Origin of the sequence: Neorhizobium petrolearium, from assembly GCF_017873175.1 — a bacterium.
In the GTDB taxonomy this organism is placed as follows: Bacteria; Pseudomonadota; Alphaproteobacteria; order Rhizobiales; family Rhizobiaceae; genus Neorhizobium; species Neorhizobium petrolearium.
This window is the reverse complement of the sequence record NZ_JAGGJW010000003.1, coordinates 412,271-432,880: the sequence shown is the minus strand read 5'-3', so window position 1 is coordinate 432,880 and position 20,610 is coordinate 412,271. Positions and strand designations below refer to the sequence as shown.

At 61.7% G+C, this 20,610-nt stretch carries 18 protein-coding genes; 14 read left to right on the top strand and 4 right to left on the bottom strand.

Annotation, left to right across the window (positions count from 1 at the left end; translation table 11 throughout):
• Positions 1–48: 48 nt before the first annotated feature.
• Positions 49–672, bottom strand: coding sequence for a TetR/AcrR family transcriptional regulator (locus J2046_RS08220; RefSeq protein WP_210050881.1), 624 nt, complete (start codon positions 670–672; stop codon positions 49–51).
• Positions 673–936: 264 nt separating this feature from the next.
• On the opposite strand from J2046_RS08220, the gene J2046_RS08215 reads away from it, so the two are divergent.
• The 14 genes from J2046_RS08215 to J2046_RS08150 all read left to right on the top strand — a co-directional run bounded on the left by J2046_RS08215 (position 937) and on the right by J2046_RS08150 (position 17,083).
• Positions 937–1,797, top strand: a complete 861-nt coding sequence (locus J2046_RS08215; protein WP_210050805.1) for an FAD binding domain-containing protein — start codon at positions 937–939, stop codon at positions 1,795–1,797.
• Complete coding sequence (locus tag J2046_RS08210; protein ID WP_210050804.1) at positions 1,794–2,294, top strand: (2Fe-2S)-binding protein; 501 nt, start codon at positions 1,794–1,796, stop codon at positions 2,292–2,294. The genes J2046_RS08215 and J2046_RS08210 overlap by 4 nt, the downstream gene beginning before the upstream one ends.
• Positions 2,291–4,660 (top strand): xanthine dehydrogenase family protein molybdopterin-binding subunit, encoded by a 2,370-nt coding sequence (locus tag J2046_RS08205; RefSeq protein ID WP_210050803.1) that lies wholly within the window; start codon positions 2,291–2,293, stop codon positions 4,658–4,660. The genes J2046_RS08210 and J2046_RS08205 overlap by 4 nt, the downstream gene beginning before the upstream one ends.
• Before the next feature lie 35 nt (positions 4,661–4,695).
• A complete protein-coding gene (locus J2046_RS08200; protein WP_210050802.1) occupies positions 4,696–5,946 on the top strand; it encodes an ABC transporter substrate-binding protein in 1,251 nt (416 codons plus the stop codon).
• A gap of 33 nt (positions 5,947–5,979) precedes the next feature.
• Positions 5,980–6,855, top strand: coding sequence for a branched-chain amino acid ABC transporter permease (locus tag J2046_RS08195; RefSeq protein WP_210050801.1), 876 nt, complete (start codon positions 5,980–5,982; stop codon positions 6,853–6,855).
• 10 nt (positions 6,856–6,865) lie between these two features.
• On the top strand, positions 6,866–7,864 hold the full coding sequence (locus tag J2046_RS08190) for a branched-chain amino acid ABC transporter permease (protein ID WP_210050800.1): 999 nt from the start codon (positions 6,866–6,868) through the stop codon (positions 7,862–7,864).
• On the top strand, positions 7,861–8,616 hold the full coding sequence (locus tag J2046_RS08185) for an ABC transporter ATP-binding protein (RefSeq protein ID WP_210050799.1): 756 nt from the start codon (positions 7,861–7,863) through the stop codon (positions 8,614–8,616). The genes J2046_RS08190 and J2046_RS08185 overlap by 4 nt, the downstream gene beginning before the upstream one ends.
• Positions 8,609–9,313, top strand: a complete 705-nt coding sequence (locus J2046_RS08180; protein WP_210050880.1) for an ABC transporter ATP-binding protein — start codon at positions 8,609–8,611, stop codon at positions 9,311–9,313. Before J2046_RS08185 ends, J2046_RS08180 begins: the two co-directional genes overlap by 8 nt.
• Before the next feature lie 545 nt (positions 9,314–9,858).
• Positions 9,859–10,845 carry a BMP family protein gene (locus J2046_RS08175; protein ID WP_210050798.1) on the top strand — a complete coding sequence of 329 codons (987 nt, stop codon included), beginning with the start codon at positions 9,859–9,861 and terminating at the stop codon, positions 10,843–10,845.
• Between the two features lie 11 nt (positions 10,846–10,856).
• Positions 10,857–12,272 carry an amidase gene (locus J2046_RS08170; protein WP_210050796.1) on the top strand — a complete coding sequence of 472 codons (1,416 nt, stop codon included), beginning with the start codon at positions 10,857–10,859 and terminating at the stop codon, positions 12,270–12,272.
• Entirely contained in the window at positions 12,269–13,792 is a 1,524-nt protein-coding gene (locus tag J2046_RS08165; protein WP_210050794.1) for an ABC transporter ATP-binding protein, read from the top strand. Before J2046_RS08170 ends, J2046_RS08165 begins: the two co-directional genes overlap by 4 nt.
• Complete coding sequence (locus J2046_RS08160; protein ID WP_210050793.1) at positions 13,782–14,831, top strand: ABC transporter permease; 1,050 nt, start codon at positions 13,782–13,784, stop codon at positions 14,829–14,831. The genes J2046_RS08165 and J2046_RS08160 overlap by 11 nt, the downstream gene beginning before the upstream one ends.
• Entirely contained in the window at positions 14,828–15,772 is a 945-nt protein-coding gene (locus J2046_RS08155) for an ABC transporter permease (RefSeq protein WP_210050791.1), read from the top strand. The genes J2046_RS08160 and J2046_RS08155 overlap by 4 nt, the downstream gene beginning before the upstream one ends.
• A 21-nt stretch (positions 15,773–15,793) precedes the next feature.
• Positions 15,794–17,083 carry an amidohydrolase family protein gene (locus J2046_RS08150; RefSeq protein ID WP_210050788.1) on the top strand — a complete coding sequence of 430 codons (1,290 nt, stop codon included), beginning with the start codon at positions 15,794–15,796 and terminating at the stop codon, positions 17,081–17,083.
• Here J2046_RS08150 and J2046_RS08145 read toward each other — a convergent pair.
• The 3 genes from J2046_RS08145 to J2046_RS08135 are packed head-to-tail and all read right to left on the bottom strand — an operon-like array spanning position 17,080 to position 20,608.
• Positions 17,080–17,991: an ABC transporter permease gene (locus J2046_RS08145; RefSeq protein ID WP_210050787.1), complete on the bottom strand. Its 912-nt coding sequence runs from the start codon at positions 17,989–17,991 to the stop codon at positions 17,080–17,082. The genes J2046_RS08150 and J2046_RS08145 overlap by 4 nt on opposite strands.
• Positions 17,988–19,088 carry an ABC transporter permease gene (locus J2046_RS08140; protein WP_210050786.1) on the bottom strand — a complete coding sequence of 367 codons (1,101 nt, stop codon included), beginning with the start codon at positions 19,086–19,088 and terminating at the stop codon, positions 17,988–17,990. The genes J2046_RS08145 and J2046_RS08140 overlap by 4 nt, the downstream gene beginning before the upstream one ends.
• The gene (locus J2046_RS08135; protein ID WP_210050785.1) at positions 19,085–20,608 is read right to left on the bottom strand and encodes an ABC transporter ATP-binding protein; all 1,524 of its coding nucleotides are present in this window, start codon (positions 20,606–20,608) and stop codon (positions 19,085–19,087) included. Before J2046_RS08135 ends, J2046_RS08140 begins: the two co-directional genes overlap by 4 nt.
• Between the last annotated feature and the right edge of the window lie 2 nt (positions 20,609–20,610).

Sequence of the window (20,610 nt, the reverse complement as noted above, 5' to 3'; positions counted from 1 at the left end):
GAGAAACGTGGAGTACCTGAAGCAGACGACGATCAGCGGAATGACCGATCAGGCTTTTGCCTGCACGATCGCTTTTGCGACTTCCGGTCCGCCGAGCATGAAGCTCTTAACGCCGTCTCGGACGATATCGTCCAAGGATACCGGTGTTGGCGTAGAATAGACAAAACGCCGGATCGCCAGATAGAAGATGCGGCCGTGCAATCCCCAAAAGAGTTCAGTTTCCCGCTCGGTCAGCGGCGTCTCGTCCGCCCCGGGTAGCCCGAGTTCATGACGAAGCTCAAGGCAGGCAGGTTCGATGATCTGCTGCCGTACGATGTCGAGATAGCGTGGTGTGATGTCGAATGCCTTCAGCCCGGAAAAGACGAAGATCCTTACCCAATCATAATGGAAGACGCGGTTCACGTACTGAAGGTAAAATTCCGTGAGCCGGCCTTCGAGCGGTCGGCTGCGATCGGTAATCAAACCTGCCCAGGCTTCGTCCCAGCGGCTTAGATAGACGTGTTCGTAGACGCGCTCGATCAGCGCCTCCTTGCTGGGAAAATGCCGGTAGATCGCCGAATGGGTGATGCCGATCCTCTTTGCGAGTTCCCGGGTCTGCCCCTCGAAACCATGCTCGGCAAAGAAGCGGACGGCCTCTTCCAGAATGAATTGCTCCCGCTCGGTTGCCCGCATGTACTGCTTGGGGCGCCGTGGCTTTGGCCGGCCATGCCCGCCTTCCGGGACATTCAGCTGATCCGTCATTGCACTCCTGAATCCACGACCGCTCGCCATCTGCGGCACATAACGCATTGCTTTCTCAGCGATAGCGCAAGTTGCGATTGAGACCAAGTGGTAATTTATTTGAGACCATTTGGTAATTTTTGTTGACCGGCAGCCACCTTGCGGAATAATGTAACCAAGTGGTCACAAATTCCAGCGGCCATCGGGAGGAGACCGGTGAAGGCGAGAGCTTTCGAATATGTGCGCCCGCAATCCGTCGAGGAGGCGCTGCGGGCCTTTGGGGATGCTGATGGCGATGCGGCCTATATCGCGGGTGGGCAGAGCCTTGTTCCCGCTCTGGCGCTAAGGCTCCAGGCACCGGCATTGCTCATTGACATCGCACGTATCGAGGAACTGCATGGCCTTGCCGTCGTGAGAGATAGGCTCCGCATCGGGGCGACAACCCGCCATTTCGAAATCCTCAACTCTGAACTGGTGGCAGAACATGCGCCGCTGCTTTCGAAAGCGGCACCTTTCGTCGCCCATCCTGCGATCCGTAACAAGGGGACGTTCGGCGGCAGCCTGGCGCTGGCCGATCCTGCATCGGAATTTCCCACCATGGCGTTGGCGCTTGACGCGGAGGTCGAGATCGCCTCGTTCGCAGGCGATCGGCGCGTCGCGATTGCCGATTTTTTTCTCGGTCTCTATGAGACAGCGCTCCAGTCCGGTGAGATGATCCGGGCCGTTCACATCCCGGTCGCGACTGCAAAGACCCGCTACGCTTTCGACGAACTTGCCCGTCGCCGCGGCGACTATGCGCTCGTCGGTGCCGGTGTGAACGCGGAATACGACGGCGATCGCATCGAGCGCATAGGGATTGCCTTTCTGTCGGCAGGGCCTACGCCCATGCGGGCGAGACGCGCCGAAGCCATCCTTACGGGGAGCCGCCTGACGCTCGAAATTATCCGCGAGGCGCAGGAAGCCCTTGATGTCGATCTTGATCCTCCTGGTGACGAGCACACGCCCGTCGAGATGCGCCTGCATCTGGCGCGCGTGTTGCTCGGCCGCCTGCTGGGGCGGCTGGAGGCGAGGCCATGAGTGGCAAGATCGCGGTTTCGCTGACGGTAAATAGCGAGGAGGTTGAGGCGTTCGTTGCCCCGAGAACCACGCTGGCCGATTTCCTGCGCCAGGACCTTCAGCTTACTGGCACCCATGCCGGCTGCGAGATGGGCGTTTGCGGCGCCTGCCTGGTGCTCATCGACGACCAGCCCGTCCATGCCTGCCTGATGTTTGCCGTACAAGTGGACGGATGCGTGATCGAGACGGTCGAGGGGCTGACGTCACGCGATGCAATCACCGATCTCCAGAAGGCATTCCACGAGCGCAATGCGCTGCAATGCGGGTTCTGTACGCCCGGCATGCTGGTCAGCGCCTACGGCATCCTGTCGTCCGGCAAGGTTCCGAGCCGCGAGGAAATCCGCGATGCGCTTTCCGGAAACTATTGCCGCTGTACGGGCTACGAGGCGATCGTCGACGCGATCGAGCGGACGGTCGGCGAGCGCTGGCGCGCCAAGGTGGCGGAGGAGGAGGCATGAACGTGTCCGCCGGCTCCCTGGACAGGCCCAATTCCTATATCGGCCGTTCGGTCTCCCGGCCGAATGCGAAACGCCTGCTCGAAGGCAAGGGGCGGTATGTCACTGACCTTGTCCTGCCGCGCATGCTCTATGCGGCCTTTGTCCGCAGCCCCTATGCCCACGGACGAATTCTCTCGATCGACACGGATGAAGCCGCGGCGCTTGCGGGCGTTCGCGCCGTTTTCACAGGCAAGGATCTCGCGGCGATCTGTACGCCCTGGGTCGGCACGCTCGATCACTTCAAGAATATGAAGTCGCCACCGCAACTGCCGCTTCCAACGGAAAAGGTGACCTGGTCCGGCCAGCCGGTCGTGCTGATCGTCGCCGACAGCCGGGCAATCGCCGAGGACGCCGCCGAACTGGTGATGATCGACATCGAGGAGATGCCGGCGCTTGCGGACCCGGTTGAGGCTATGTCCGCAGGCGCGATTTCAGAGGAACTCGACGACAATCTCTGTTTTTCGATGAAGCTTGACGCTGGCGGTGTCGATGAAGCCTTGGAGGCGGCGGATCTGACCGTGGAGCAGAGCTTCATCTTCGGTCGGCATACGGCCGTGACGCTGGAGCCTCGGGCGATCGTCGCTGATTATGATCCCAGCGAAAACCGGCTGACGGCGCATCACGCCACTCAGACGCCCTATCAGTTCCAGGATGTCTATTCCCGCCATTTCGGAATTCCGGAAGCCAATGTCCGCGTAATTGCGCCGGATATCGGCGGCTCCTTCGGCATGAAGCTGCATGTCTATCACGAGGAGATGGCGGCGGTTGGGGCTTCGATCCTGCTCGGCCGGCCGGTGAAATATGTGGCGGATCGAATGGAATCCTTCGTTTCCGACATTCATGCCCGCGACCATCGCGTTACGGCAAGGCTTGCAGTCGGGAAGGATGGCCGTATCACCGGCATGGAAGTCGACGACGTGACCGCGATCGGTCCATTCTCCAGCTACCCGCGTACCAGCGCCGTGGAAGGCAACCAGGTCGTCCGGTTGATGGGCGCCCCCTATGACTTCTCCGCCTATAGGGCAAAGCTCTCGGTGGTTTTCCAGAACAAGGTGCAGGCCAGCCAGTATCGCGCCGTTGGCCATCCGATCGCCTGTGCGGTGACCGAATGCATGGTCGATAAGGCGGCGCGTGAGCTCGCGCTCGATCCTTTTGATATCCGCGGCCGCAATCTCATCCCTGACGACAGCTATCCGCGCAAGTCGCCGACGGGTTACCAGTTCGAGAAGCTCTCCCACGAAGTCTGCCTTTCGCGCCTGCGGTCGCTGATGAATTACGACTCGCTTCGCGAGGAACAGGCGAAATTGCGCGAGAAAGGCATCCTGCGCGGCATCGGCATAGCGCTTTTCGTTGAGATTACCAATCCCAGCCCAGCCTTTTACGGCGTTGGCGGGGCGCGTATTTCCGCGCAGGACGGCGCGGTCGTCAAACTGACGCCATCCGGCGAGGTGCATTGCGCGATCTCCGTAACCGAGCAGGGGCAGGGGACCGAGACCGTCATTGGTCAGATCGTCGCGGACCAGCTAGGCGTTGATCGCGCCAAGGTTCGCATCATGACCGGCGATACGGACATGACGCCGCATGGTGGCGCGACCTGGGCATGCCGCGGGGCAGGCATCGGTGGCGAGACAGCGCTGCAGGCGGCGCGCAGGCTGAAGGCCAATCTTCTCTCGATCGCGGGTTTCATCCTGCAGGCGCAGCCTGGCGAACTCGATATCCGCGAGGACTGGATCATCGAGGCAACTACCGGTCAGCAGCGGATCAGTTTGGCGGAAGTGGCCCGCATCGCCTTTTTTCGGTCGGACACCTTGCCGCCTGGCACGCAGGCGCAGCTCTCGGTCGCCCATCATTATGCCCCGCAGGGCTACCCCTTCGCCTTCACCAACGGCGCGCAGGGGTCACTCGTCGAGGTCGATGTGGAGACGGGCTTCGTAAAGATCCTTCGGCACTGGGTGGTGGAGGATTGCGGCCGCATCATCAATCCGCTTCTGGTCGACGAGCAGATCCGAGGTGGCGTGGTTCAGGGGCTCGGCGCGGCGTTCTTCGAGGAATGCCTCTACAACGCGGAAGGCCAGCTCACCAACGGCTCGCTCACCGATTACCTCGTGCCGATGGCCTGCGAAATGCCCGACATCGAGATTTCACATGTGGAGACGCCGACCCGCGACACGGAACTCGGCGCCAAGGGCGTCGGCGAGGCCGGCACGGCTGCCGCTTCTGCTGCCGCGATGAATGCCGTCAACGATGCGCTTGCCGGTCATGGCGCGGTGCTGTCGCAGATACCGATGACGCCGACCCGCATCCTGAAAGCGCTCGGCAAGATCTGACGCATGCACACATGTCCAAGAGGAGGAGGACAACAATGACGAAGGGAATTGATAAGCTGGTCCAAAGGCCGATCAGCCGCCGTACCGCACTGATAGGGCTGGTCGGAACCGCTGGCGCGCTTTCGATGCCGTGGATCGCGCGGGCCCAGGCGGAGACGATCCGCATTGGCTTTCCGACGCCGCTCACTGGTCCGTTTGCAGCCGAGGCCAACGACCAGGTGCGCAGCGCCCAGCTCGCGGTCAAGCTGGCGAACGACAAGGGTGGTATTGCAGGCCGCAAGGTCGAGCTGCTTGTCCGTGACGACAAGCTGAACGCCGGCGAAGCCGCAACCCGTACGCTTGAACTTATCGAGAAGGACAAAGTGCATGCGGTGGTGGGGGCGCTTTCGAGCGCCGTGCAGCTTGCAGTCAACGAAGTGACCCGTGCGCGCAACATGATCTATGTTTCGATCAGCCAGTCGGATACGATCAACGAGATCAAGGACTTCAGCCCCTATACGTTCCACGAGGCGTTGAACCCGACCATGACCACGGCGGTGGTGGCCAGGCATTCCTTCCAGAAGGGCTCCAAAGTCGCCTATCTGGTGGCCGATTATGCCTATGGCCATGAAATGCTGACCGGCTTCAAGCGGGCTGCCGAGGTGATCGGTGCCGAGACGGTCGGCGAGATCCTGCATCCTTTCGGTGCAGCGGACTATTCCACCTTCATCCCGACCATCCTGTCGCTCAATCCGGATATCCTCTGCATTTGCAATTTCGGCCGCGACCAGGCGAATTCGATCAAGCAGGCGGTGGATTTCGGCGTGAAGGACATGATGAAGATCGTCGTGCCCGTTATCTTGCACAACCAGCGCCTCGCGGTCGATCCGGAAGTCTTTGAAGGCGTGGTCGGCGGCGCGAACTATTACTGGGGACTCGAAGAAACCGTACCGTCGGCAAAGGCCTTCAATGACGTCTTCCGCGCCGAGTACAAGGGAGCGATACCGACCGACTACGGTGCTTACGGCTATACCGGCGTCGCGTCGCTGCTCATGGCGATCGAGAAGGCCGGCGGAACCGAACCGCAGAAGGTCATCGAGGCCATGGAGGCACTGAAATACGACGTTGCGAAGGGCGAGCAATTCTATCGCAAGTGCGACCATCAGTCGGTACAGTCGGTTCTCGTGCTGGAATCGAAAGCCAAGAGCGACATGAAGTCGGATGCCGATCTCTTCAAGATCGTCGCCAACGAGCCGGCCTCGGAGAGCATTCTCAGAAGCTGCTCCGAACTCGGCTTCAAGAGCTGAGACAAGAGCCGATATTCCGGGACGGATGAACCTATGACTGTGCAACTCATTGCGATGCAGCTGTTTTCAGGCCTCGCGCTCGGCGCGATCCTGATCATGGTTGCGCTCGGCCTGTCGATCATCTTCGGCATGCTGGGCATCGTGAACTTTGCGCACGGGGCGCTGTTCATGGTGGGTGCCTATGCGGGTCTTTATGTGGCCGGGCTGACGGGGAGTTTCTGGTGGGCTCTCGTGCTGGCGCCGGTGCTGATCGGCCTGTTCGGCATGCTCATTGAGCGTTTTCTCATCCGTCCCCTTTATGGTCGTTCGCCAGATGATCCGCTGCTTTTGACTTTCGGCCTCGGCTATGTGCTGGTGGAAGCCGTGCGCATCCTCTTCGGCACCGACGGAATTCCGTTTTCCACGCCGGCGGCTCTGCGCGGCGTGGTCAATCTCGGTATCGGTTTCTTTCCGCTCTATCGGCTGTTCGTCATCGGTGTCGTCCTCGCCGTGCTGCTCCTTCTGTGGCTTGGTCTCGAAAGGACGAAATTCGGACTGATCGTAAGGGCCGGATCGGCTGATCCGCTGATCATGCGGGTGCTCGGAGTCGATATCAGCAAGCTGTGGTTGGTCGTGTTCGGCATCGGGGTCGGCATCACCGCACTCGGCGGCGTGCTCGCCGCGCCGATGCGCAATGTCTCTCCCGAAATGGGAACGCTGGTGCTCGCCGAAGCTTTCGTGGTCACAGTCATCGGCGGCATGGGCTCGCTTGCAGGCGCTGTCATCGCGGGTCTTATCGTCGGCGTGGCAGTCAGCATGACGTCGCTGTTCGCACCGGAAATGGCGACGATCGTGATGTTCGCGCTGATGGCGCTCATCCTTCTTGTGCGTCCGAATGGCCTCTATGGTCGCGCAGCGCCGGGGCTTTGAGGAGATGGTCATGTCGGTCGTCAGAAACGTCGAGCTTGCTCCCCCTTCATCCCGGCGGGGTCTTGCGGTGCTTTTCCCAGGCGCCAACCGCTGGCGTGTGCCGCTTTCCGTCCTGACACTTTGTATCCTGCCCTGGGTGCTGCCATCGCAGGCGCTTGCCGTGAACGTCCTGATCTACGGCCTTTTGGCCGTGGGCTACAATCTTCTGTTCGGATATACCGGCCTGCTTTCCTTCGGCCATGCGGCCTTCTTCGGTGCTGGTGCCTATGCTACCGGTATTGCGATCGGCACTTTCGGCGTGAACTGGTTCGTTGCCATGGTGGTCGGGCTCGCCGTGGCCGGCTTCCTTGCGACTATCATGGGCATGCTGGCGATCCGCACGCGCGGCATCTACTTTTCCATGGTGACGCTGGCCCTCTCGCAGCTCGTTTATTATACGGCGCTGCAGGCGTCCTCCTGGACCGGTGGCGAGAATGGTCTGCGCGGCTTCACCGTCAGCACGTTGAGTTTTCCGGGCTTTTCGTTGAACTTCCTCGATCCGCTCGTCAAATATTACGCGATCACGATCGTCGTGGCGCTGGCGCTGTGGTTCGTGTCGCGCGCGCTGAACTCGCCATTCGGCGCCGTTATCGAGGCTATCCGGGAAAACGAAACGCGGGCGCGCGCTTGCGGTTACAATGTTGAGCGCACCAAACTCCTCTCTTTCGTGCTGTCGGGCATCCTTTGCGGGCTCGCCGGCACGCTGTCGGCCATGCACCTCTCGATCGTGCCGCTCGACTCACTGCATTATCAGACCTCGGGCCTGATCGTGATGATGACACTGCTCGGTGGGGCCGGCAGTTTCTTCGGTCCTTTCATAGGCGCGCTCGCTTTCCTTTTGATGGAAGATATCTTTTCGCTGTGGACCACCAACTGGCAGCTCATCGTCGGAGTGATCTTCATCCTCTTTGTCCTCTACCTGCCGAAAGGCATCTGGGGCACGCTGATTTCCTGGGGGAAGGGCCGATGAACGAACCGATTATGAGCGTTGCCAATGTCGGTAAGCAGTTCGGCGGCCTCATTGCCCTCAGGGGTATCACGGCCGACTTCAAGGAAGGGCAGATCACCGCGATCATCGGCCCGAACGGAGCGGGCAAGAGCACGTTCTTCAACATTCTGTCCGGCGCCCTCAAACCATCGAGCGGTACCCTGAAATTCCGTGGCGCGGATATGGCGGGCGTACCGCAGCACGATTACGTGCACCGCGGCATCGCCCGCTCCTACCAGATTACCAATATCTTCCCGAACCTTGCCGTTCTTGAAAACGTCCGCGTTGCGGCTCAGGCATTCAGATCCCGGATGAATATCTGGACCAACCGAGGTGTTTACGAAGACATCGAGGACAAGGCATCCGCGACTCTTGCCGCCGTGGGGTTATCGGGACGGGCGGGGACGCTGGCGAAATTCCTGGCCCACGGGCAGCAAAGGGCGCTGGAGATTGCCATCGCGCTCGTTGCCGATCCCGCCCTCCTGCTGCTCGACGAACCCACTGCCGGCATGGGGCCGGAGGAGACGCGCGAGATGGTGGCGCTGATCGAGAAGCTGGCGGCCGACCGGACCATCCTGCTGGTCGAGCATAAGATGAAGATGATCCTCGGCTTGAGCGACAGGGTCCTCGTCCTTCATCACGGCGAGCTTCTGGCGGATGGTACGCCGGAGGAAATTCGGGCGAACGGCGAGGTTCGCCGCGTCTATCTGGGGCAGAACGATGGCTATGCTTGAAATCGAAGGTCTGAATGGCTGGTACGGCGCAAGCCACGTGCTCCACGGCGTGTCCTTCGCCGTTGAACCCGGGGAAATTGTCGCGCTGGTCGGCCGCAATGGCGCGGGCAAGACCAGCATCATCCGTTCGATCATGGGCTTGATGCCGCGCACCACCGGCAGCATCCGGTTCAATGGTGAAGACATCTCGCGATTGAAAGCGCACGCCCGCTATACTCGTGGCCTCGCCTACGTACCCGAGGAACGGCGTATCGTCCGTGGACTGACGGTGCTGGAAAACCTCCAGCTCGGATTGGTGGCCGACCGCCAGGGTATCGACGAGGCTGCCGCCATCGAGGAGATCGCCCGCAGTTTCCCGCGCCTGAAAGAAAGGCTGCATCAGGAAGGTGTGACGATGTCAGGCGGTGAGCAACAGATGTTGGCGATCGCCCGCGCAATGATCGCCAAGCCGAAGATGATCCTGCTCGATGAACCGTCCGAAGGCATCATGCCGGTTCTCGTTGAAGAGATGGGGGTGCTGTTCCGGCGGTTGCGGGATGAGGGGACGACGTTGCTACTCGTCGAGCAGAATGTGGAATGGGCGCTGAAGCTCGCTGACCGGGCCGTGATTGTCGACCAGGGTGAGATCGTCTATCGCAGCGATGCGGTCACGCTGCTGGCGGACAAGGACATCCAGGAGCGGTATTGCGCCGTCTGAACTGCCGGTACCCGATGATCAATGCTGAAAGGACGGGCTTCGTCGCGTTTGACGGCGAGGAAGGGTATCTTCAGGAGTTATCATAGATACAGGCTTGATGAGCCGTGTGCGGACAAGTCTTTTCGATCCCACGTGCTGCGTCGTTGTATTCCGGACACAAGGAACTGACCGAGTCCAGAGAGAATGGTTGCGGCGCCAAAGCGGCGCTCAAGATCCACTCGTTGGCGAAATAGGATCGTCATGGCTACCTGATTTCCGGTGGCATCCCATGTCTGCGATGTATCCTCGCAGGAATCACTGCCGCTAGCCCTGCCTGCAGTGATTTCACGGTCCGCCTCTTGAGACGGCAAATCAGATTGACACGTCGACGGGATAGCCCGCATCCCCGATGCGCCGGGTTGGGGGATGCCCCTAGATCGGGACGCCGTCAGCCACTACGCTCTCTAGGTGCTCTGCTTACGGATTGTGCATTTCCATCGCTTGACACAGTTTTGGGCGGCCCATAGAAATTTTTGACCAACCGGCAAAGAAGAGGGGCTTCAGTCATGACAACCGAAATACGTCTATCTCGCCGTGCGCTGCTTGCTTCAGCCGCGGCTTTCAGTGCCGGGACCTTCTTGTCGGGGGCGCGCGCGGCGGCTCCCATCAAGGTCGCCGGCATACATGGCTCACCTGTTGAAAATGCCTGGAACTCCGTCCTTCACAAGGCTCTACAGGATGCCGCCGCGGAAGGTGTGATCGAATATGTGTTCTCCGAAGGAGTGTCGGGAACGGACTATGCGCGTGCCATGCGCGAATATGCCGAACAAGGGCATCAACTGATCATCGGCGAAGCCTATGCTGTCGAAACCGAAGCCCGCGAAGTCGCCGCCGACTACCCGGAAACGGCTTTCGTGCTAGGTTCGAGCGGCAAGGAGGCCGGAGATAACTTCGGCGTCTTCGGCACGTGGAATCATGACGGCGCCTATCTTGCGGGCATGCTCGCCGGCAAGATGACCAAAAGCAATGTCGTGGGCTCTGTCGGCGCCATGCCGATCCCGGAGGTCAACATGCTGATCAATGCCTTCGGCGAAGGCGTGAAGGCCGTCAATCCGGATGCGAAGCTCCTCGTTTCCTTCATCGGAACCTTCTTCGATCCGCCGAAGGCCCGCGAAGCCGGTCTCGCCCAGATCGATGCCGGTGCGGATATCCTGTTCGGCGAGCGGATCGGCACGGCCGATGCCGCCAAGGCGCGTGGCATCAAGTCCGTTGGCTCGCTGATCGATTACACGCCACGTTACCCTGACACTGTCTTCGCCAACGCGCTCTGGGGTTTCCGTCCGATCCTCAATGCAGCACTCGCCGACGTCGCAGCCGGCAAGCCGGTCGGTAAGGACTACACCGCATTCGGTCTTCTCAAGGAAGGTGGCAGCGATATCGCATATGTGAAGGGTGTCGCTCCGGCTGACGCAGAAGCGGCGATGGAAGCCAAGCGTGCCGAGATCAAGGCCGGCACGTTCGAGGTTCCACGCAACATGGAAGAGCCGAAATAGCGGGCGCTTCCATGCCCGACGATGCAACGGCACTGGCGGAGGCGATCCGTAAAGATCGCCTCAATGCCTCCGGGGCCATGCAGGCCGCGCTGGAACGTGCGGAGCAGATGGACCGCCTTGGTGCGATCGTTCATCTTGAGGCCGAGGCTGGTCTTGAGGCGGCACGGGCGATCGATGCCCGGCTGGCGCAAGCGGATGAGCGTCTGGCTTCCGTGCCTTTCGCCGGCGTACCCAGCCTTGTCAAAGACCTGGGCGGTCCTTTTGCTGGCCTCCCGGTCGCCGCCGGTTCGCGCATGTTGAGCCGCGGTAACGAGAACTGTCCGGACTCCGATCTCGCCGCCCGCATGCGAGCGGCCGGCCTTTGTTTCTTCGGGCTGACCACCGTGCCGGAGATGGGGCTTTCATTGTCCTGTGAGCCCGCCGCCGGGCCGATCTGCCGCAATCCGCTCGATCCCCTTCGGACGCCGGGCGGCTCATCCGGAGGCGCAGCAGCAGCGGTTGCCGCCGGGGTCGTCGCAATCGCCCACGCGACTGACGCCGGCGGGTCGATACGCGTGCCCGCCGCCTGTTGCGGGCTTTTGGGTATGAAGGCGACGCGCGGCGCAATGCCGGCCGGCCCGGGTTTCGGCAATCATCTCGGCGGGATTGCTGGTGAACTCGCCGTCTGCCGTTCCTCTCGCGATCTCGCGACGATCTTCGAGGCAGTGTTTGGCGGCGTACGCGGTCCGTTCGCCGATCCTGAACTGGCTCCCGTAAAGCGCGGAACGTTGCGCATCGGACTTCTAGCCGAAACGGGTAACGACCATTCGACCGACCCCTCCCGCAGCGAAGCCGTCGAGGCGGCGGCCAGATCGCTGGAAAAGGATGGCCACACTGTTGTCTCTCTCGGTTGGAGAGATTTCGTCGGGCCGGTGGCCGCGAGTGCGATCGCGCTCCGCGACATCATTGCCGTCAACCTGGCGTCCTACGTCGCGGGCGCCCGACTTGATGCGGAACTGGCGGAGCCGCTGACAGGGGCCTTTATCCGCCGCGGCGTGGCGATGACCGGTGGCGAGCTATGGTCGGCGTTGGATGGGGCGGTCCGCGCCAGCCGCTCTTTCTGGGACATCTTCGAGGATCTCGATCTTCTTGTTGCGCCGATGCTGGCAACAGCGCCACGTCCGCTTGGCTCATTCCCTTTCGACCACGGCGATCCGGATCTGCAGATCCGTCGCATGACGGATTTCGCGCCGCTTGCCGCGCTTGCCAACATCACCGGTTTTCCGGCGCTGACCCTGCCGTTCGGCGCTGATGCCGAAGGCCTGCCTCTCCCGGTGCAGCTGATCGCGCCAATGGGTCATGACCGCTTGCTTCTTCACCTTGCAGGCCGTCTGGAAAAGGAAGACCGTTGGCAGCACCGCTATCGCGTAGCAGGATTGAATTCATGACCGGCCCGGTGCTCGAACTTGACCGCATCAGCAAGCAGTTTGGCGACAATCTTGCCAATCACGATATTTCGCTGAACCTGGCGAAAGGCGAGATTGTCGCCCTGCTTGGTGAAAACGGCGCCGGCAAGACGACGCTGATGAGCATTCTTTTCGGCCACTATATGCCGGACTCCGGTAAGGTCACTGTCATGGGCAGGGAGTTGCCGCCCGGCAAGCCGCGGGCGGCAATCCGGGCCGGCGTCGGGATGGTACACCAGCATTTCTCGCTGGCGCCCAATCTCACGGTGCTGGAAAATGTCATGACCGGCACGGAAAGCCTCTGGTTGCCGGCCTCGAATGCTGCCGCCGGGCGCAAGAAGCTTCTGGAGATATCAGAGCGTTTCGGACTGAAGGTCGATCCGGATGCGCGCCTCGGCGATCTCTCGGTGGGCGAGCAGCAGCGCGTGGAAATCCTGAAGGCGCTCTATAACGACGCGCGCATACTCGTTCTCGATGAACCCACTGCGGTGCTCACCAGGATTGAGGCGGACAAGCTGTTCTCGACACTTAAGGACATGGCACGCCAGGGGCTGTCACTGATTTTCATCTCGCACAAGCTCGACGAGGTGATGGCGACGGCCGACCGCATCGTCGTGCTGCGCGGCGGCAAGCTGGTGGCGGAGCGCAAGAGGGAAGAGACCAGCAAGGCGGAGCTTGCCGAACTGATGGTCGGCCGGGCCGTCAAGCGGCCGGTGCGCGATGCCTCGACCCCAGGCGAGGTCGTGCTTGAAGCGATCGGCGTGACGGTGCGGACGGGCGGTGTCGACCGGCTGAAATCCGTGGACTTCCGGCTGCGCGCCGGCGAGGTATTGGGGATCATCGGCGTCTCCGGCAACGGTCAGGCGACGCTTGCGCAGTTGCTGAGCGGCACGGCGCAGCGCAGTGCGGGGTCCCTTGTCTTGTTCGGCGAGGAAACCGCTGACCTCACGGTCGCGGACGCGGTCACCAGCGGGATCGGCCGTATTCCCGAGGATCGCAACCGGGAAGGCGTGATCGGCGAGATGACGATCTGGGAAAACGCAATCCTTGAACGTCTCTCACGCTTCTCACGGTTGGGCCTTGTCGACCGGAAGGCCGGTGTTGCCTTCGCCGCCAGAATCATCCAAGCCTTCGATGTGCGCGGTGGATCTCCGACGAGCCGCGTCCGGCTGCTTTCCGGCGGCAACATGCAGAAGCTCATCCTTGGCCGAAACCTGATCGAGCCCCCGCGCATTCTTCTCGCCGCCCAGCCGGCACGCGGCTTGGATGAAGGCGCGGTGGCGGCGGTGCACCAGAGAATTCTGGAGGCCCGTCGGGCGGGAACGGCAATTCTGCTCATTTCGGAAGATCTCGACGAGGTCATGGCGCTGGCCGATCGCATCCAGGCGATCGTTGGGGGCAGGCTTTCACCGTCCCTCGATGCGGAGGATGCCGATGCGCGCAGCCTCGGCCTGATGATGGCCGGTGAATGGGAGGAACGCGAGGTGGTCGATGCGGTTTGAGAGGCGTGAACATCGACCTGCAGCGCTTGTCGTCGCAGCGCCTATGATTGCTGTCGCGGCGGCGCTCGCCGTTGCCGGTGTCCTGATCGCATTGGCGGGTGCTCCGGTACTCGAAGCCTATTGGAAGATTCTGACGAGTGCTTTTGGCTCGCGCCTTTCGGTAACGGAAACGCTGACCCGCGCCAGCCCGCTTATTCTGACCGGCCTTGCAGCGGCGGTAGCGTTTCGGGCGCGACTTTGGAATATCGGTGGCGAAGGGCAGTTCTATCTCGGCGCCATTGCCGTTGCCGCTGCAAGCGCCCGGCTCTTCGATGGTTGGTCCTCCGCCGCGCAGATTCCGCTGCTCTTCATCATCGGCGCCGTAGCCGGGATGCTGTTGCTTTTGGTACCGCTCTGGCTAAGGCTACGCTTTTCGGTGGATGAGGTCGTTACGACACTTCTGCTGAACTTCGTCTCGCTCCTGTTTGTCTCCATGTTGATCGATGGCGTGCTGAAAGACCCGCTGGCCTTCGGCTGGCCGCAGTCGGAGGCGGTGGATGCCGCTGCGCGTCTGCCGAAACTTCTGACACGTTCGCGCCTGCATATCGGTCTGGTGATGGCGGTCGCGATCGCCTTTGCCATCCATTTCGTGCAGTCACGTACCGTTTTCGGCGTCCGGTCGCGTGCCGCAGGGCTTAATCCGACAAGCGCCGTCTTTGCCGGGGTGCCGCTCGGACGCACGCTGGTGATCGTCGCCATGATTTCCGGTGGCCTTGCCGGCCTCGCCGGCACGATCGAGGTGTTGGGCGTCAAGGGATACGTGACCAGTGATCTTTCGCCCGGTTATGGCTATTCAGGTATCGTCGTCGCCATGCTCGCCAACCTAAATCCGCTCGGCGTCGTGCTGGCAGCCCTCTTCACGGCCGCCATGTTCGTTGGCGCAGACGGCATGAGCCGCAGCGTGGGCATCCCGACCTATATCGCCGACGTCACTGTCGCCCTTTCGCTACTTTCCATGCTGATCGCCGTCTTCTTCACGCAATACAGGATACGCCGATGAACGCCCTGATCGACATCCTTGCCTCTGCCGGTCTCTGGGCTGCCGTTCTGCGTATTGCCACTCCGCTGATCCTGGGCACGCTCGGAGCGCTGCTCTCCGAGCGATCGGGCGTGCTTAATCTGGGCATCGAAGGGATCATGACCTTTGGTGCCATGATCGGCTGGCTGGCGGTCTATAACGGCGCCGATCTCTGGACGGGGTTATTAATCGCCGCACTCGGTGGTGCCGTATTCGGCTTCTTGCATTCGGTGCTGACGGTCACGCTCGGCCTGTCGCAGCACGTCTCCGGCCTCGGCGTCACGCTCTTTGCGTCGAGTTTTGCCTATTACGTCTTCCGGCTGATGGTGCCGGTCACCGGCACGCCGCCGACCATCGAGCCTTTCAAGCCCATCGATATTCTGGGTCTTTCCTCGCTCCCCTTCCTGGGACCCGCCTTCTTCACGCAGACTGCTCCGACCTATGTCGCGATCGTGCTTGCTGTCGTCCTGGCCTATCTCATCTCGCGTACCCCAATCGGGCTTGCCATCCGTATGACAGGTGAAAACCCGCATGCGGCGGAAGCCCAAGGCATCAATCCTATGGCGATCCGCTACGGCGCTGTTATTGCCGGCAGCGCGCTGATGGGTGTCGGCGGTGCCTTTCTGACGCTGTCAGCCTTCAACAGCTTCTTCCCGACCATGGTGCAGGGGCGTGGCTGGATCTGCATCGCGCTCGTCGTATTTGCTTCGTGGCGTCCGGAGCGAGCTCTATTCGGTGCGCTGCTTTTTGCTTTCTTCGATGCCTTTCAGCTGCGTCTTCAGACGGTGCTGAGCGGAGTGGTGCCCTATCAAATATTCCTGATGATCCCTTATCTGCTGTCGATCGCGGCGCTTGCCGCGATGGCGCGGCGTGCCCGTGTCCCGCAGGCACTGATGCAACCCTATAGGCGCGGCGAGCGCTGACCGAGGCCCGAGGAGTTCTCCATGTTTGACCTGATCATTCGCAATGCCAACCTCCCGGACGGGCGCAGGGGCATCGATGTCGGTATCGCGGGCGAAAAGATCGCTGCCGTGGAGGCGGGATTGCCGGGTGGAGCGCGCGAGGTCATTGACGCGACGAACCGCCTGGTCAGCCCGTCCTTTGTCGATCCGCATTTCCACATGGATGCGACGCTTTCCCTCGGCCTGCCGCGCATGAACGTTTCCGGTACGCTTCTGGAAGGGATTGCGCTCTGGGGGGAACTGCGTCCGTTGCTGACCAGGGAGGCGCTCGTCGAACGTGCGCTGGCTTATTGCGATCTCGCCGTCAGCCAGGGGCTTCTGCATATCCGCACCCATGTCGACACCTCCGATCCGCGTCTCGTCACCGTGGAGGCGATGCTGGAGGTAAAGGAGCGCGTGGCACCTTACATCGACCTGCAGCTCGTTGCCTTCCCGCAGGACGGCTATTACCGCGCCTCGGAAGGCGTGGAATCGCTGGAGCGCGCGCTCGACATGGGTGTCGATATCGTCGGTGGCATTCCGCATTTCGAGCGGACCATGCAGGAGGGGGCAATGTCGGTGGAGGCGCTGTGCCGGATCGCTGCCGATCGCGGCCTGCCGGTCGACATGCACTGCGACGAGACCGACGATCCCATGTCCCGGCATATCGAAACGCTGGCGGCCCAAACCGTCCGCTTCGGTCTCAAGGGACGCGTTGCAGGCTCGCACCTGACGTCGATGCATTCGATGGATAACTACTATGTCTCCAAGCTCATTCCGCTCATGGCGGAGGCGGAGATCAATGTCATTCCCAACCCGCTGATTAACATCATGCTGCAGGGTCGTCACGACACCTATCCGAAGCGGCGCGGGATGACGCGGGTCCGCGAACTGATGGCGGCAGGACTGAACGTTTCCTTCGGCCACGACTGCGTGATGGACCCCTGGTACTCGATGGGCTCGGGTGACATGCTGGAAGTCGGGCACATGGCGATCCATGTCGCGCAGATGTCTGGTGTGGAGGACAAGAAGAAGATCTTCGATGCCCTGACGGTCAATTCCGCAAAGGCGCTTGGTCTCGAAGACTATGGCCTCGATGCCGGATGCCATGCCGACCTCGTGATATTGCAGGCAGAGGACGTGCCCGAGGCCCTGCGCTTGAAGCCGACCAGGCTTGCTGTCCTGCGGCGGGGAAAGGTCATCGCCCGCACGGTGCCGAAGATCACCGAACTGCAGATCGAAGGACGACCGGAACGTATCGATGCGGGATACAATCCCACGGCTCGTCGTTAGCGCTCGAAGGGTTCGCCGAGCGAAGCGACGCCGTTGAGCTTTAAAAGGCGGCGATCGGCGGAGATGATCCCCAGCACGATGATCGTGACAAGATACGGCAGGCTGGAAAGCAGCTGCGATGGTACGTCCATCCCTGTCGCCTGGGCGGCAGGACCCATGAGGGAAACCGCGCCGAAGAGGCAGGCGCCGAGGAAGATGCGGCCGGTAAGCCAGGTACCGAAAACCACGAGCGCGATTGCAATCCAGCCGCGGCCGGCGATCATGCCATCGGCCCATAGCGGGGTATAGACTACCGCGGCATACGCGCCGGCAAAGCCGGCCATCATTCCTCCGAAGGCGACGGCAGCGGTGCGAACAAGGATTACCGGATAACCGATAGCGTGCGCAGCTTTCGGATTTTCGCCAACGGCCCGGATTACAAGGCCGGTCTTGGTGAAGGTAAAGATCGCCCAGATGGCGAGCGTGCCGGCGAGCGAAAACCAGACGACGATATCCTGGGTGAAGAGACCACCGATGATCGGCAGCTCTGAAAACCAGGGCAAGGCGAGCCTCGGCAGGCCTTTGACTGTCAGGCTTTCGTAGCTTTTGCCGAATAACGCCGAAAGGCCCTGGCCGAGGATGCCGATCGCAAGGCCCGCCGCCACCTGATTGGCTCTGAAAACCAGTGCGATGATAGCGAAGACGAGTGAAAGCAATGCGCTGCAGATGCCTGCGGCGACGAAGCCGATCAGATGCCCACCGCCGTGATAGACAATGATGAAGGCGATGACCGCGCCCAGTGCCATGAGGCCCTCGACCCCGAGATTGAGTACGCCGGCGCGTTCGACCACCAGTTCGCCGAGTGCGGCGAGCAGAAAAGGTGTCGCGGCCGCAAGCATGCCCGCAAGGATGAACTGGATGGCGTTCATGATGTATTCCGATGGCCGGCATGACGCCACTCGAGGCGGTAGCGCACGAAGGTAATGGCGACGAGATAGGCGAGCAGGAGGCTGCCCTGGAAGACGCGCACGGCGGCGATCGGCAGGTTGGCCGAGACCATGGCATTGTCCCCGCCAATATAAAGCGCCGCCATGAAAAAGGCGGAGACGACGATGCCGATCGGATGCAGGCCGCCGAGATAGGCGACAATGATGGCGGCATAGCCGTAACCGGTGGAGATTGACCGCTGCAGCTGGCCGAGCGGCCCCGCCACTTCGGCAGCACCCGCAAGGCCTGCAGCGAAACCACCGATCAGCAGCGAGAGCCAGATTGCCCAGCCCTGGTTGAAGCCGGCATAGCCGGCGGCGCGCGGCGCAAGTCCGCCGACCTGCAGCTTGTAGCCCATGAAGCTCTTCTGCATGAAGATCCACGCTGCGGCGGAGAGGGCGAAAGCAATAAGAAGCGAGACGTTCACGCGCGTTCCGGGGATCAGGGTCGGCACCATCGCGTCGTACTGGAACATGACCGACTGTGGGAAATTGAAGCCGTTCGGATCCTTCCAGGGTCCGAGCAGCAGGTAGTAGAGCAATTGCGCCGCCACCAGGCTCAGCATCAGTGATACCAGGATCTCGTTGGCATTGAGCCTGACGCGCCAGAAGGCAGTGATCGACGCCCAAAGCGCGCCGCCGATCGCGCCGAGCAACAGCATGGCCGGCCAGATCCACGCCCCGGTCGCCTGCGGAAACCAGATCGGGAGGGCGGAAGCAAAGATCGCTCCGAGGATGAATTGGCCCTCCGCACCGATGTTGAAGACCTTGGCACGAAAGCCGATCGCCAGTCCTTGGGCGATAAGGAGCAGCGGCCCGGTCTTCAGCAGCACTTCCGAAAATGATGCCCATGAGAGGAAGGGTTCGAGGAGCATCGCATGGACGACGGCGACGGGGTCACGACCCAGGAGTACATAGAGTCCCAGATTGAGGATAAGGGCTGCCGCCAGCGCCAAGGCCGGAGCAAGCAGGGTCGCCGTGAGAGAAGCGCGGTCCCGACGTATGAGAATAGGCAGCAGGGCAAGGGCGGGGCGACTCATGCGGAGGCTTTCTCGCCGGCAGGTTCCGCCCCTATCATGTATCGGCCGATCTCCTCCGGCTTCGTGTTCACGGCCAGGAGCGGAGGGCTGAGGGTCCCGTGATGCAGGACCTGGATGAAATCGCTGAGCTCGAACAGCTCCTCCAGCTCCTCGGAGATGACGAGGATCGCCATGCCGGCATTGCGCAGCGCGATGAGCCGCTGGCGGATTGCCGAAGCCGCACCGACATCGACCCCCCAGGTAGGCTGGGCGACGAAGAGGAGCTTGGGCGCCAGCATGATCTCGCGCCCGACGATGAATTTCTGAAGATTTCCGCCGGAAAGCGAGCCCGCTTCGGCATCCGGGCCGCGCGTTCGTACATCGTATTGGCGGATACAGTCATTGGTGAAGGCGGCCGCGCGTGCTCTGTTGATGAGGCCGTGTTTCAGGAGCTTAAGCGGATGGGCGGTCAGCAGGCTGTTGAGCAGGAGCGACATTTCGGGTACCGCGCCGCGGCCGAGCCGGTCTTCGGGCACGAAGGCGAAGCCCAGTTCACGGCGGGCGGCGGGATCGAGCGTGCCCACATCCCTGCCCATCATGAAGATGCGGTCCGCCTGCTCGCGTTTCAGCACCGTTTCGCCGGAAATCAGTGCCGAAAGCTCGCTCTGGCCGTTGCCCGAAATGCCGGCGATGCCCAGTATCTCGCTTGCCCGTACCGTCAGGCTGATGCTGGAAAGCGGCACGGCGAATGGGTCGTCCGGCGTGTAGTCGAGCCCAATGATTTCGAGCCGTCTCTCGCCACCCGATAACGGCAGCGCCGGAATAGGCTCCGGCATGTCGCGGCCGATCATCATGCGGGCAAGATCGTGGGCATCGTGTTCGCGAGGATCGACATTGCCGGTGACGCGCCCGCCACGCAGGATGGTTGCCCGGTCGCAGATCGCCCGGATCTCCTCCAGCTTGTGGGAAATGAAGAGGATGGAGACGCCGCCATCGCGCAGGCGCCGCAGCGTGTCGAAGAGCTTGTTGACGAGCTGCGGCGGCAACACGGACGTCGGCTCGTCGAGGATCAGAAGCTTCGGATTGGTCATCAGGCAGCGGATAATTTCGACCCTCTGCCGCTCGCCGACGGACAGCGCGTGCACATGGGCAAAGGGGTCGACTTCGAGGCCGAAATCCCGTCCGAGCGTGCGGATGCGTTTGGTCAGCTCGGCCTTCCGGCCTGGCACGACGAGCTGGATGTTTTCAACGACCGTCAGGGTTTCGAACAGCGAGAAGTGCTGGAAGACCATGCCGATTCCTCTGTGCCTGGCTTCGGCAGGCGAGGCCAGGCTCAAAGGTTCTCCTTTCCAGGCAGCGGTCCCATCATCTGGCTGTTCGACGCCGTAGATAAGCTTCATCAGCGTGGACTTGCCAGCCCCGTTTTCTCCGAGGATCGCGTGGATCGACCGCGGAGCCACGTCCAGGTCGATCTCCTGATTGGCCCTGATTGCACCGTAACTCTTGGAGATGCCGCGGAGAGACAGGAGGGGTTGTGACATGG

Excerpts from the sequence above, each read along its gene's own strand:
- J2046_RS08220 (WP_210050881.1), bottom strand. The coding sequence starts at position 672 with ATGCGGGCAACCGAGCGGGAGCAATTCATTCTGGAAGAGGCCGTCCGC.
- J2046_RS08210 (WP_210050804.1), top strand. The coding sequence starts at position 1,794 with ATGAGTGGCAAGATCGCGGTTTCGCTGACGGTAAATAGCGAGGAGGTT.
- J2046_RS08205 (WP_210050803.1), top strand. The coding sequence starts at position 2,291 with ATGAACGTGTCCGCCGGCTCCCTGGACAGGCCCAATTCCTATATCGGC.
- J2046_RS08200 (WP_210050802.1), top strand. The coding sequence starts at position 4,696 with ATGACGAAGGGAATTGATAAGCTGGTCCAAAGGCCGATCAGCCGCCGT.
- J2046_RS08195 (WP_210050801.1), top strand. The coding sequence starts at position 5,980 with ATGACTGTGCAACTCATTGCGATGCAGCTGTTTTCAGGCCTCGCGCTC.
- J2046_RS08190 (WP_210050800.1), top strand. The coding sequence starts at position 6,866 with ATGTCGGTCGTCAGAAACGTCGAGCTTGCTCCCCCTTCATCCCGGCGG.
- J2046_RS08185 (WP_210050799.1), top strand. The coding sequence starts at position 7,861 with ATGAACGAACCGATTATGAGCGTTGCCAATGTCGGTAAGCAGTTCGGC.
- J2046_RS08180 (WP_210050880.1), top strand. The coding sequence starts at position 8,609 with ATGCTTGAAATCGAAGGTCTGAATGGCTGGTACGGCGCAAGCCACGTG.
- J2046_RS08175 (WP_210050798.1), top strand. The coding sequence starts at position 9,859 with ATGACAACCGAAATACGTCTATCTCGCCGTGCGCTGCTTGCTTCAGCC.
- J2046_RS08170 (WP_210050796.1), top strand. The coding sequence starts at position 10,857 with ATGCCCGACGATGCAACGGCACTGGCGGAGGCGATCCGTAAAGATCGC.
- J2046_RS08165 (WP_210050794.1), top strand. The coding sequence starts at position 12,269 with ATGACCGGCCCGGTGCTCGAACTTGACCGCATCAGCAAGCAGTTTGGC.
- J2046_RS08160 (WP_210050793.1), top strand. The coding sequence starts at position 13,782 with ATGCGGTTTGAGAGGCGTGAACATCGACCTGCAGCGCTTGTCGTCGCA.
- J2046_RS08155 (WP_210050791.1), top strand. The coding sequence starts at position 14,828 with ATGAACGCCCTGATCGACATCCTTGCCTCTGCCGGTCTCTGGGCTGCC.
- J2046_RS08150 (WP_210050788.1), top strand. The coding sequence starts at position 15,794 with ATGTTTGACCTGATCATTCGCAATGCCAACCTCCCGGACGGGCGCAGG.
- J2046_RS08145 (WP_210050787.1), bottom strand. The coding sequence starts at position 17,991 with ATGAACGCCATCCAGTTCATCCTTGCGGGCATGCTTGCGGCCGCGACA.
- J2046_RS08140 (WP_210050786.1), bottom strand. The coding sequence starts at position 19,088 with ATGAGTCGCCCCGCCCTTGCCCTGCTGCCTATTCTCATACGTCGGGAC.
- J2046_RS08135 (WP_210050785.1), bottom strand. The coding sequence starts at position 20,608 with ATGTCACAACCCCTCCTGTCTCTCCGCGGCATCTCCAAGAGTTACGGT.